A 13,040-nucleotide genomic window follows, 5' to 3' on the forward strand; every position below is an offset into this window, starting at 1 on the left:
TCCTCCTATGATCCCACTTCGGCATCGTCTGGCGTTCCGCCAAAACGGCGTTCTCGTTTAATAAAGGCATGAATAGCACCTTCAAAGGCTGTTTCATCAAAATCAGGCCAAAGTATATCGGTAAAATATAATTCTGCATAAGCTATCTGCCATAACAGGAAATTACTGATACGATGCTCGCCCCCGGTTCTGATTACTAAATCAACATCAGACTGCCGACTCAGGCTCATAAAACTGCTTACTGTTGATTCAGTAATGTCTTCAGGTTCAAGCTGATTTGCCCTGACCTTTTCAGCAACCTGCCTGACACTCTGAATTAAATCCCAACGACCGCCATAATTGGCAGCAATATTAAGCTGCAATCCGGTATTGCCCGCCGTCAACTCAACTGAACGGCGGATACGCTCCTGCAACCGTGAGCTGAACCGACTAATATCACCAATAACAGACAATTTCACATTGTGCTTATGTAAGCTCTTCACTTCATTATCGAGAGCAAAAACAAACAGTTCCATTAATGAACTGACTTCTTGTTGTGGACGATTCCAGTTTTCGCTACTGAAAGCATATAATGTCAGTGATTCGATATTATTTTTAACCGAAAAGCTCACAGCACTTCGTACAGCCTTAATCCCTGCACGATGACCAAAAACTCTTAACTTCCCACGCTTTTTTGCCCAACGCCCATTACCATCCATAATGATGGCAACATGTCTGGGTAATGACAGCGATGAGTCACAATCACTAGGAGATATCACTCAAACTAATCCTTAAATAATTAAGCTGACACTTTATAGCTCAAGAATTTCCACACATGAAAAAGCCGTGCCAACAATTATCACGGCTGTTTCTGGCATAGACCCGGTCGAAAGCCTTTATCTCTGATACATGTTTTAAAAACAGATACCAAAATACGCTAAATATTGAACTGGCTATTATAGCAACTACGATTTACCTGCGAACTATATCATTTGCCAAAATGCAAACAAACATATACTTATTAACAAAATTCGCTAGTTAGTAAAGACGCCAATTGCCTCTTTCGCCAGAGTTCTTGCTATATGATCGATTTCTAAGACCTCTTCAATGCTTTGAGGTTCAGGCAAATTTAATTTCTCTACAACCTGTCGATTCATCACCGCAATATCAGTGAAACGGATCTGATTCTGCAAGAAGGCACTCACTGTTTCTTCATTAGCGGCATTCAATGCAGTTGTTGCTGACTGACCTTCATGACACGCATCAATCGCCAGTTTGAGGCAGGGATAACGACGATAATCCAGAGCTTCGAAAGTCAGTGTGCTGAGTTCAGTAAAATCCAGCGGTTTAGCGCCAGACTCAATGCGATTGGGATAAGCCATGCTATAAGCAATTGGCGTACACATATCCTGTGTGCCCAACTGTGCAATGATACTGCCATCCTGATAACGCACCATTGAGTGGATAACGGATTGTGGGTGCAGCAGAACTTCCATTTCATCAGCAGAAGCGTTGAACAGATGGCGGGCTTCAATATATTCCAGCCCTTTATTCATCATTGTTGCAGAATCAACGGAAATTTTACGTCCCATTGACCAGATTGGATGAGCACAAGCTTCATCGGGGGTGACAGAAGAGAATTTCTCCAGTGGCGTTTTACGGAATGGACCGCCAGATCCGGTCAGAATAATACTGGAAATGCCATGATCTTTTAATGTTGCATTACCAAGATTGTGTTGGACTGACTCAGGCAAACTCTGAAAAATGGCATTATGTTCGCTATCAATCGGCAACAACTGTGCTTTATATTGATTAACCGCCTCCATAAATAAGCGCCCACTGGTAATAAGCGATTCTTTGTTAGCCAGCAGAACTTGTTTACCTTTACGGATAGCCGCCAGTGTTGGCAGTAACCCTGCGATACCAACAATAGCAGACATAACCTGATCGACATCTTCCAGCGCGGCTAAATCACAGATAGCCTCTTTTCCAGACAGAACTTCAGTCTGGCAGCCCTGTTCCTGCAATAACCGCCGCAATTCTGTTGCGGCATGTTCATCGGCCATTGCGGCATACTGAGGCTGAAATTCCAGACACTGTTGTGCCATGACTCCACTATTTTTCCCGGCAACAAGTGCCACAACACGGAATTTATCTGGGTTCTTTCTGACAACTGAGAGTGTACTTGTCCCGATGGACCCCGTTGAGCCGAGGATAGTTAAGCGTTTCATATTAATACTCTGAGTATTCTACTGACATAATATCGCAATAGTTTGATCTGTCCTGATCGCTATGTCCATTGCCTGAGAAAGAAATGTGATACGAAATGTAATATTGATAATATTAAATGATAAGAATAACGCCGCAGGGCTGCGGCGTTAAGTTATGCCCGTTGTCTTTCAAGCTGCCTCTTTATTGGCTGCGAAACAACCCGGAATCAGCCAGGCATAGCAGAGAAATGGCAATTAGAATTCCATCAACTCTGTTTCTTTGTTCGCCAGTGCTTCATCAATCTTTTTAATGAAGGTATCAGTCAGTTTCTGAATATCGTCCTGTGAACGACGTTCTTCATCTTCGCTGATTTCTTTATCTTTCAGCAGTGCTTTAACTTTATCGTTAGCATCGCGGCGGATATTACGGATAGATACACGCCCCTGTTCTGCATCACCACGAACCACTTTGATCAAATCTTTACGACGTTCTTCAGTCAGTGGAGGCAGAGGAACACGAATAATGGTTCCGGCAGAAGATGGGTTCAGACCCAAATCAGAAGCCATAATCGCTTTTTCAACAGCCGGAGTCATAGAACGATCGAATACTGTGATCGCTAAAGTACGTGCATCTTCGGCAACAACGTTCGCGATCTGACGCAATGGAGTCGCTGCGCCATAATATTCGATGCTGATGCCATCCAGCAGGCTAGGAGAAGCACGGCCAGTACGTACCTTGCTGATTTGGTTTTTCAGTGCTTCGACGCTTTTTTCCATGCGGTCTTGTGCGTCTTTCTTGATTTCATTAATCACGTTATAAACCCTTGGGAACTGGTTATTTTCTAGACCATAAATGCCAGTATGGCATACTATGACCCTGTGTCATTAAATTTGGCGCATCAGGACGCTGATCATACCGTCAAATCTCACCGATGTCTCTGTGTACGAAGAAATCAGTCGTGAGAAATCAACGTACCTTCATTTTCACCCATGACAACACGACGAAGTGCACCTGGTTTGTTCATATTGAAGACACGGATTGGCAGGTTATGATCGCGGGCCAGTGTAAAGGCAGCAAGATCCATAACTTTCAGTTCACGCTCCAATACATCCTGATAATCGAGTTTGTTATAAAGAACAGCTTCTGGATCTTTTGCAGGATCAGCAGAGTAGACCCCGTCAACTTTGGTTGCTTTTAACACAACATCCGCTTCAATCTCAATGCCGCGCAGACAAGCTGCGGAGTCTGTCGTAAAGAACGGGTTGCCAGTACCTGCCGAGAAAATAACAACACGACCATGACGCAGTAAGCTGATAGCTTCAGCCCAGCTATAGTTATCACAGACGCCATTCAAAGGAATAGCGGACATCAGACGGGCGTTCACATAGGCGCGGTGTAAGGCATCACGCATTGCCAGACCATTCATTACTGTTGCCAACATGCCCATGTGGTCGCCGACTACACGGTTCATTCCTGCTTCAGCCAGACCGGCTCCGCGAAACAGGTTGCCTCCGCCAATAACGACGCCGACTTGAATACCCAGCTCAACCAGTTCTTTGATTTCCTGAGCCATGCGGTCTAAGACGCTAGCATCGATACCAAAACCTTCTGCGCCTTGCAGGGCTTCTCCACTGAGCTTAAGCAGGATTCTCTGATATACGGGTTTTGCATTGGTTGCCATGGTGTTTCAGTCCTAAGCAGATAAGGATTATTGGGGGTTACTACAATTATTCAGTTAATACACATCCATGCTATGCAGCCAGATGTAAAAAATTCTTCTTAAATAAAACAGAACCGCCAATCGGCGGCTCCGTTAAGACAATTAAGACTGTTTGCTCATCGCAGCAACTTCTGCTGCGAAGTCAGCTTCAACTTTCTCGATGCCTTCGCCAACTTCAAAACGGATGAAGTTGATAACTTTAGCGTTGTTCTCTTTCAGCAGAGCGCCAACAGTTTTGCTTGGATCCATCACGAAGTTCTGACCATTCAGAGAGATTTCGCCGGTGAATTTGTTCATACGGCCAGAAACCATTTTCTCTGCGATTTCGCGTGGTTTGCCAGACTGCATTGCGATGTCCAGCTGGATCTGATGCTCGCGCGCAACAACGTCAGCAGGAACGTCAGATGGGTCAACATATTCTGGTTTGCTTGCAGCAACGTGCATTGCAACGTGCTTGATCAGTTCTTCGCTTGCGCCTTCAGCAGCAACCAGAACACCGATACGAGCACCGTGCAGGTAAGAACCTACAGCTTCGCCTTCCAGAATAGCAACACGACGGATGTTGATGTTTTCACCGATTTTAGCAACCAGTTCAGTACGCTGTTCTTCGAACTTAGCTTTCAGTGCATCGATGTCAGAATTTTTGTCAGCCATAACGGAAGTGATAACTTCTTTACCGAATGCCAGGAAGCCAGCATCTTTAGCAACGAAGTCAGTTTCACAGTTCAGTTCAACGATACCTGCGAATTTAGCATCTGCTGAAACTTCAACCAGGATAACGCCTTCAGCTGCAACACGGCCTGCTTTTTTAGCCGCTTTTGCCTGACCTGATTTACGCATGTTATCGATAGCCAGCTCGATATCACCATTCGCTTCAACCAGTGCCTTTTTACATTCCATCATGCCTGCGCCAGTACGCTCACGCAGTTCTTTTACCAGAGCAGCGGTAATGTCAGCCATTTGTTTAATTCCTCGATGTGTCTCGCGGGAAGATAATATTCCGCGTGGAAAGTTATCAGATAATATCCTTCGTCTTTCAAGCTGCCTCTTTGTTGGCTGCGCTCGTTCACCCCAGTCACATAGTTATCTATGCTCCCGGGGATTCTCTTCCTTGCCGCCGCGATGCAACTCGAAATCCATTGGGTATAGTTCTATATCAGATATGTAAAGGGGGCCTTGACAGGCCCCCTAACCAATATATTTCAATACCTGGTCAATAAGGGCTCAGAAATGAGCATGCCTTATTATTCAGCGTCTACAAGGCCTTCTTCAGCCTGAACAGCCAGATCCTGTGAACGGCCTTCACGAACAGAAGTCGCAGCAGCAGTCAGGTACAGTTTTACTGCACGGATTGCGTCGTCGTTACCAGGGATAATGAAATCAACGCCATCTGGATCAGAGTTAGTATCAACAACAGCGAATACTGGGATACCCAGGTTGTTTGCTTCTTTGATAGCGATGTGTTCGTGTTCAGCATCGATAACAAACAGAGCATCAGGCAGGCCGCCCATGTCTTTGATACCGCCCAGGCTGTTTTCCAGTTTGCCAAGCTCACGAGAACGCATCAGCGCTTCTTTCTTAGTCAGCTTGTCAAAAGTACCGTCCTGAGACTGAGCTTCCAGATCTTTCAGACGTTTGATTGACTGACGAACAGTTTTCCAGTTAGTCAGCATACCACCTAACCAACGGTGGTTAACGAAGTATTGGTCACAGCCCAGAGCTGCTTCTTTTACTGCTTCGCTTGCAGCACGCTTGGTGCCAACAAACAGAATTTTGCCTTTACGGGAAGCAATTTTGTTCAGCTCAGCCAAAGCATCGTTGAACATTGGAACAGTTTTTTCCAGGTTGATGATATGAACTTTGTTACGAGCGCCAAAGATGAAAGGTTTCATTTTTGGGTTCCAGTAACGAGTCTGGTGACCGAAGTGAACGCCCGCTTGCAGCATATCGCGCATGGAAACAGTTGCCATTTTAGACCTCTATAAAGTTAATTGGGGTTATGCCTCCACAGATCCCATGACACCGACTCTTTAACTGTGTGCTATTCATACCGCATGAAAGAGATTCATACGAATTAGTCACATGAGAGCACCCCGGTGTATGTGCCGATCCGTGTGTGTTATTTACACAAATGAGTTTATTTAGCATTTCTGAAATATTGCTTCCACAGGAAACAATTACACAGAATACCGGCGCGCTTTATACCATAATCCGACCCTATACACCAACATTTGTTATCGCTTTCTGACGTCTTAGCAATCAACGGTTATTGTTAGATATCAGGCAGGCTGATACCATTAACTCCATCATTTTTTCATTAACTAATATCAAAGAATCGGTGATTTACCGGTTCTAATGGACTGATTTCATGGCTATTACTATCAAAACAGACGAAGATATTCAGAAAATGCGCGTTGCCGGTCGTCTGGCAGCTGAAGTTCTGGAGATGATCGAGCAACACGTTAAAGCAGGCGTTACCACCGGTGAACTTGATCGGATTTGCCACGAACACATCACGAATAAACAGCAGGCTATTTCTGCCTGTCTGGGTTATCACGGTTTTCCTAAATCCGTCTGTATTTCGGTCAATGACGTGATTTGCCACGGTATTCCAAGTGATGACAAGGTACTGAAAGACGGCGATATCGTTAATATCGATGTTACTGTTATTAAAGATGAATTCCACGGCGATACCTCCAAAATGTTCATCGTTGGTAAACCAACGATTCAGGGCGAACGTCTGTGCCGTGTGACTCAGGAAAGTCTGTACCTTGCGCTGAAAATGGTGAAACCGGGTATCCGTCTGCGTACTATCGGCAAAGCGATTCAGCAATATGTGGAAGGGAATGATTTCTCCGTAGTTCGTGAATATTGTGGTCACGGTATTGGCCGGGTTTTCCACGAAGAACCGCATGTACTTCATTACGATGCCGATGATGGCGGTGTTGTGCTGCAAAAAGGCATGGCTTTCACTATCGAACCCATGGTCAATGCGGGTGATTATCGTATCCGTACCATGAAAGATGGCTGGACTGTCAAAACCAAAGATCGCGGCTGGTCTGCACAATACGAGCACACTATTGTCGTTACTGACAACGGCTGCGAAATCATGACATGGCGCAAAGAGGAAGAAGCGCAGATTTCAGCGGTATTGGTTAACGCGTAATAGCTTAACGAGTAGTTGCGTAAACCAACCACAGATTAATCGATAACAATCTGCTGACATAATTTGCTTACTCCTGCCAAAGATCCCGTTGTCAGGATAGCATTGCCAAATGAAGCCCTTGTACATAAACTGTCCTCACAGGGCTTCATCATCGACTACAAAATCGACTACAAACGCCTGCCCATCTCACAGTTTCTTATCATAGGTTTCTGAATATGCCAGTTGATATTGCTTTTGCGCACGCCCCGATTCCTCCTGTCTCTCCGGTAGAATTTTCATGTGATGATCTGCAATGCCCGGTGCTGAAGCAGCATATTGATGAGTTTCAACTATGGCTTGAACAGGCATTCAAAGCGGGTATTTCCCCGACCGCACTGATTTATGCACGTAGTGATTATATTGATAAACTTCTGACCCGGTTATGGCAGCAGTATGGGTTTGATCAGATAGACACTCTTTCCCTGATTGCTGTTGGGGGTTATGGAAGACGCGAGTTGCACCCTCTTTCAGATATCGATCTGCTGGTTCTGAGCGAACATCCGCTGACTGAAGAACAATCCACCCAGATTGGACGCTTTATTGCTCTGCTCTGGGATATCCGTCTGGATGTCGGCCACAGTGTCAGAACTCTCGAAGAGTGCCTTGAAAAAGGGCTTTCCGATCTGACTATCGCCACTAACTTAGTGGAATCCCGCTTAATCTGCGGTGATTTACCTCTGTTCCTGCGCTTACAAAAACACATTTTCAGTGATGACTTCTGGCCATCAGCCCAATTTTTTGCCTCCAAGATCACCGAACAGAAAAATCGTCATCAGCGATACCACAGTACCAGCTACAATCTGGAACCCGATATAAAAAGCAGCCCGGGAGGATTGCGGGATATTCATACGTTACTTTGGGTGGCTCACCGTCATTTCGGGGCGACATCTTTAGATGAAATGGTCGATTTTGGTTTTCTGACTCACGAAGAGCGGGATGAATTAAACGAATGCCAGAATTTTCTCTGGCGTATCCGTTTTGCCCTCCATCTGTCTGTTACCCGCTACGATAACCGGCTGTTGTTTGAACAGCAGTTTAGTGTCGCTCAGCTTCTCGGCTACAAAGGCGAACATAATCAGCCTGTTGAACGTATGATGAAAGATTTCTATCGCGTGACCCGCCGAGTCAGCGAATTGAACGACATGCTGTTGCAACTGTTTGATGAAGCAATCCTGACACTACAACCAGATGAAAAACCCCGCCCCCTGAATGAGGCCTTTCAGTTACGGGGAGATCTTATCGATGTTATTGATGAATCACTGTTTACCCGTGATCCTGCATCAATTCTGAGCATGTTTTATCACATGGCCGTTCACCGGGAAATTAACGGGATCTATTCCACTACGTTACGCCAGCTTCGCTATGCCCGCCGGAACCTTAAGCAGCCATTGTGCGAACTTCCTCAAGCCCGAAAAATTTTTATGGCAATCCTGAGGCACCCTCACGCAGTCAAAAGTGCTTTACTGCCAATGCATCGTCACAGTGTATTAAGTGCCTATACTCCGCTTTGGAGCAACATAGTCGGCCAAATGCAGTTTGACCTGTTCCATGCTTACACCGTCGATGAGCACACCATCCGGTTATTACAGAAACTGGAAAGTTTTGCCGATGAAAATAACCGCATACTTCATCCTGTGTGTGTTGAACTCTATCCACGCATACCGCAGCCTGAAATACTGCGGCTAGCTGCTTTTTTCCATGATATTGCCAAAGGGCGCAATGGCGACCATTCCGAGCTGGGAGCGAAAGATGCGTTTACCTTCGCCAAACAGCATGGATTGACAACTTACGAAGCCGAATTAATAGAGTGGCTTGTTCGCTATCATTTACTGATGTCAATCACTGCTCAACGACGGGATATTCAGGATCCAGAAGTCATTCAGCAATTTGCCTGTCAGGTCAAAAATCAGAATCGCCTGAATTACCTGCTTTGCCTCACGGTTGCCGATATCTGTGCCACAAACGCCAAACTATGGAACAGCTGGAAACAGAGCCTGCTGCGCGAGCTTTATTTCGCGACTGAAACCCAATTACTTAAAGGGATACAAAATACGCCTGATTTACGGGAGCGTATCCGGCATAACCGCTTACAGGCTTTGGCACTGTTACGGCAGGAAGCGATTGACGAAGAAAGGCTGCATACTATCTGGAGCCGCTGCCACGCAGATTATTTTTTGCGCCATACGCCGGATCAACTGGCATGGCATGCCAGCCATTTAGTTAACCATCAATATCCCGATCCAATGGTATTGATTAGTACTTCATTTTCTCATGGAGGAACGGAAATATTTATCTGGTGTCAGGATAGACCTTCTCTTTTCGCAGCTGTCGTGGGGGAATTAGATCGGCGCAATTTAAGTGTTCATAACGCCCAGATCTTTACGAATCGGGACGAAATGGCAATGGATACCTTTGTCATACTGGATCCGAATGATCACTCTCTGGCGCCTGACCGCCATGAGCCTATCCGACAGTCTTTGCTCAAAGCCATTAACGATCCTCATCCGAAAGCACCCAAAACGCGTAAATTACCGGCTAAATTACGCCACTTTGACGTACCTCCAAAAATTAGTTTCTTAACGACACAAAATACCCGACGCACTTATATGGAACTCGTCGCTCTGGATCAACCCGGCTTACTGGCCAAAGTCGGCAGTATTTTTGCCGAATTAGGTATTTCCCTGCATGGTGCGCGTATTACAACCATCGGTGAGCGGGTAGAGGATTTTTTTGTTCTGACGGATAAAGATTATTTGGCGCTGGATAAAAAAATCAAAGATGAATTGTCAGAAAGGTTGACAGAAGCCCTTAACACCAAGGATAAAGTATAGCGTTCACTAACCAATATTTGACTAAGAATAAAGGATCCCTTACCAATGCAGCAAATACAACCTATTGCCGAATTAATGGGCATTATCGAAAGTGCATTTGAAAACCGTACCAACATCACTCCAACAACTGTTGACGAAACAACACGTGATGCCATCAATCAGGTCATTCAAATGTTGGACAGCGGTAAATTGCGTGTCGCTGAAAAAATCTCAGGTGAGTGGGTAACACATCAGTGGCTGAAAAAAGCAGTCCTGCTCTCTTTCCGCATTAATGACAATCAGGTTATGGAAGGTGCTGAAAGCCGCTATTTCGATAAAGTCCCGATGAAGTTTGCTGATTATGATCAGGCGCGCTTCGAAAAAGAAGGCTTCCGTGTCGTACCACCAGCAGCCGTACGTCAGGGCGCCTACATCGCACGTAATACTGTATTAATGCCATCTTACGTCAACCTGGGTGCTTATGTGGATGAAGGCACAATGGTCGATACATGGGCAACAGTAGGTTCCTGTGCTCAAATCGGCAAAAATGTTCACTTGTCCGGCGGTGTCGGCATTGGTGGAGTTCTGGAACCATTACAGGCCAATCCGACTATCATTGAAGACAACTGCTTTATCGGTGCACGCTCTGAGATTGTAGAAGGGGTTATCGTAGAAGAAGGTTCTGTGATCTCAATGGGTGTTTACATCGGCCAAAGTACCAAAATCTATGATCGTGAAACCGGTGAAATCCATTATGGCCGGGTACCTGCGGGTTCTGTCGTCGTATCAGGTAACCTCCCTTCCAAAGATGGCAGCTACAGCCTGTATTGTGCTGTTATCGTGAAAAAAGTCGATGCCAAAACCCGTGGCAAAGTGGGTATCAATGAATTGCTACGTACAATAGACTAACTCTTTGAATAGCGGATAATAGATCCGCTATTTTTATGACGCCATTAACCCAACTAACAACATATCCTAAACGTTCACCAATTTCTTTATCTGTGAGTCCTTGTATTTTAAGTTGTTTTACGCTCTCTAATAATTCAGTTGTACGAGGTTTTCTTCTGGCAATATTTTCGGTCAGGCTCATCAAGTGTCCTGTTTCTTCATCAACATCTTTAATAATTGCTGGTATATGTGTCTCACTAACTTGTTGGTAAGCCTCCAGCCTTCCTTGCCCACATATCAAAGCGTAAAGAAAATCACCGTGAATTATTTTTCTTACAGTGATTGGACGTTTGAGGCCAATATTATGTATGTTCGTTTTAATTTCATCGTGAGTAAACTTATCTCTTTCTCGTGGATTAGTAATAAGTATTTTAGATATTTCTATCATTGTTATTTTTTCTTTATACATTTTTTTCTTCCTGAACAGTGGTCCTTTTTATTAATTGGTAGAAAGTATTTAATGTATCAAATCTATATAGTTCGAAACTAAATGGGTTTTTCTTCTTTAGATAATGATTTCCCAAAATAGTATCTATTGAAGGGAATATATAATAATCAACGATAGACTGATTAAAACTATCCATGCGAACTGCTATATTTACATCCGGTGAAAACATGTGGTCAAATTTAATTTTCCATCTAAAGTTTTCTGGTGATATTTTTTGGCATCTGGCTACTTGTAGAGTTAATGTGAATTCATCATTAACTTTCAGAATCCCTGTTTCTGGTGAATCGCTAATCCAGCCATCAGAAAGATAGATGTTTTTGATTATTGATTCTGTTATATTGGCATTTATCCCGTTAAGATATTTTTTGGTTTCCAACCAGGAGTAGTCAGTTTTGGGATTGTATCCAACCAGCTTATATACTCGGAGTAGGCTACCAAAACGAGAACGATAAACACTACTTGAAGGTAATAGTTCTTCCTCATCAATGATAAGCCCTGATAATCTTCCTTTTCTTTGTAATAATGAGTGTAATTTTTCCAACAATTCTTCTTCAGTAAAAATAAGCGTTCGAGATTTAATTATATCGTTTGCCTGTTTAAATTTATCATGGCTAATAATTGATTGATATGCTCCATTACATCGAATCCATTCTTCTTCAGGATTTATTATGTGTTGTTGCTTAAGTTTGAACGAAGTCTTATTATAAACGTTATTTCCAATGTATTTTTCGTTTGTGAGTATTTGATGGATTTTTCCGCGAGTCCATTCAGTACCATTCTCAGCGAGGATCTGCTTTCTGTTGAGTTCAGATGCAATAACCAATTCAGGTTTCCCCTCTACTATAAACATATCGAAAATTTGATTAACGATGTCTACTTCGTTTTGTGGACCAGGTATAAGTATAACTCGATCGGTCTGAATACTCTTACGCTGACCGAACTCAAGTATTCCTTTGGGATTACGGTGCTCATCAATGAGTAAACGGCGCAATCCATACCCGGCCATTCCTCCCTGATGAAAACCCCGTTTTATTAAATTAACTTGTCCGAGGAATACTTTTTCCGACAAATTTCGACTGTAGCTTGCAGCATTATACCGAGAGAATGACACTCCCAGCATATACATCTCAGATTGTTCGTTGATGAAGGGTTCTGCACAGTAAATAATCTTCACACCATGTATTTTTAACAAATATGCATAATGTTCAGCCTCATCCGCATCCTGAAAACGCCCGAACCTACTGACATCATAAACAAGTAGAGTGGAGATGTTTATTTTGTGATTTATGACATCATCAATTAATTTTTTAAGTCCGGATCTGCCAGTTAAATTTAATCCACTCTTTCCAGCATCATTATAAGTATGAATGATAGACCCTGCCTATCCAAGATTGGCGTCTTGCGATGAGTCGTTTTATGATTGAATTTAGTGACCGTCTAGACGGTCACGTTTAAACGAAAATGGCGATTACACAAAATATTAAACAAGGTCATACAGCTTGAAATCTACCAAATGCATAGGCTAATTAACCTGAATTCTGGATAAGAAATTGACGAGAGGCCTGTTCCAGGAGCAAAGTTTTGGTGAAAGCCTAAAACGACTCCGGAGAGGAACAGGCCATGGACAAGTTAGTTGAAATTTTCTGCGATGTCGACGACTTTTGCCGTCTTTTCATCCCCCAGTGGGAGCAGTTTTGTCTCGATAACGGATACCGCCTG

11 protein-coding genes and 1 pseudogene are annotated in these 13,040 nt (G+C 43.9%); 4 read left to right on the forward strand and 8 right to left on the reverse strand.

The annotated features are described in order from the left end of the window. Window positions 1–5: 5 nt before the first annotated feature. From ispU to rpsB, 6 genes are all read right to left on the reverse strand, one after another. On the reverse strand, window positions 6–758 hold the full coding sequence (gene ispU / locus AACX38_RS14115) for a (2E,6E)-farnesyl-diphosphate-specific ditrans,polycis-undecaprenyl-diphosphate synthase (protein ID WP_370630636.1): 753 nt from the start codon (window positions 756–758) through the stop codon (window positions 6–8). Between the two features lie 255 nt (window positions 759–1,013). Further along, complete coding sequence (gene ispC, locus AACX38_RS14120; protein WP_228864661.1) at window positions 1,014–2,210, reverse strand: 1-deoxy-D-xylulose-5-phosphate reductoisomerase; 1,197 nt, start codon at window positions 2,208–2,210, stop codon at window positions 1,014–1,016. Between the two features lie 234 nt (window positions 2,211–2,444). After that, window positions 2,445–3,002 (reverse strand): ribosome recycling factor, encoded by a 558-nt coding sequence (gene frr, locus AACX38_RS14125; protein ID WP_099108913.1) that lies wholly within the window; start codon window positions 3,000–3,002, stop codon window positions 2,445–2,447. A 140-nt stretch (window positions 3,003–3,142) separates the two neighbouring features. Next, a complete protein-coding gene (pyrH, locus tag AACX38_RS14130) occupies window positions 3,143–3,871 on the reverse strand; it encodes a UMP kinase (RefSeq protein WP_086955305.1) in 729 nt (242 codons plus the stop codon). Between the two features lie 141 nt (window positions 3,872–4,012). Beyond that, window positions 4,013–4,870 (reverse strand): translation elongation factor Ts, encoded by an 858-nt coding sequence (gene tsf / locus AACX38_RS14135; protein WP_099120163.1) that lies wholly within the window; start codon window positions 4,868–4,870, stop codon window positions 4,013–4,015. A gap of 284 nt (window positions 4,871–5,154) precedes the next feature. Next, window positions 5,155–5,880 (reverse strand): 30S ribosomal protein S2, encoded by a 726-nt coding sequence (gene rpsB / locus AACX38_RS14140; RefSeq protein WP_099108916.1) that lies wholly within the window; start codon window positions 5,878–5,880, stop codon window positions 5,155–5,157. Between the two features lie 398 nt (window positions 5,881–6,278). Between rpsB and map the strand changes: the two genes are divergently transcribed. The 3 genes from map to dapD all read left to right on the forward strand — a co-directional run bounded on the left by map (window position 6,279) and on the right by dapD (window position 10,834). Next, entirely contained in the window at window positions 6,279–7,076 is a 798-nt protein-coding gene (map, locus tag AACX38_RS14145) for a type I methionyl aminopeptidase (protein WP_099108917.1), read from the forward strand. 215 nt (window positions 7,077–7,291) lie between these two features. After that, window positions 7,292–9,946, forward strand: a complete 2,655-nt coding sequence (gene glnD, locus AACX38_RS14150; protein ID WP_228864662.1) for a bifunctional uridylyltransferase/uridylyl-removing protein GlnD — start codon at window positions 7,292–7,294, stop codon at window positions 9,944–9,946. 45 nt (window positions 9,947–9,991) lie between these two features. Next, entirely contained in the window at window positions 9,992–10,834 is an 843-nt protein-coding gene (gene dapD, locus AACX38_RS14155) for a 2,3,4,5-tetrahydropyridine-2,6-dicarboxylate N-succinyltransferase (protein ID WP_255712113.1), read from the forward strand. Here the strand turns inward: dapD and AACX38_RS14160 are convergent. After that, the gene (locus AACX38_RS14160; RefSeq protein ID WP_228864663.1) at window positions 10,806–11,282 is read right to left on the reverse strand and encodes a ParB/RepB/Spo0J family partition protein; all 477 of its coding nucleotides are present in this window, start codon (window positions 11,280–11,282) and stop codon (window positions 10,806–10,808) included. The two genes, dapD and AACX38_RS14160, sit on opposite strands and share 29 nt — an antisense overlap. Further along, complete coding sequence (locus AACX38_RS14165) at window positions 11,275–12,693, reverse strand: recombinase family protein (RefSeq protein WP_228864666.1); 1,419 nt, start codon at window positions 12,691–12,693, stop codon at window positions 11,275–11,277. The genes AACX38_RS14160 and AACX38_RS14165 overlap by 8 nt, the downstream gene beginning before the upstream one ends. A gap of 248 nt (window positions 12,694–12,941) precedes the next feature. Here AACX38_RS14165 and AACX38_RS14170 point away from each other — a divergent pair. Beyond that, window positions 12,942–13,040, forward strand: a pseudogene (locus tag AACX38_RS14170) (IS982 family transposase); the annotation flags it as partial.

The sequence above is a fragment of the Xenorhabdus sp. PB30.3 genome, from assembly GCF_963895965.1.
Classification (GTDB): domain Bacteria; phylum Pseudomonadota; class Gammaproteobacteria; order Enterobacterales; family Enterobacteriaceae; genus Xenorhabdus; species Xenorhabdus stockiae.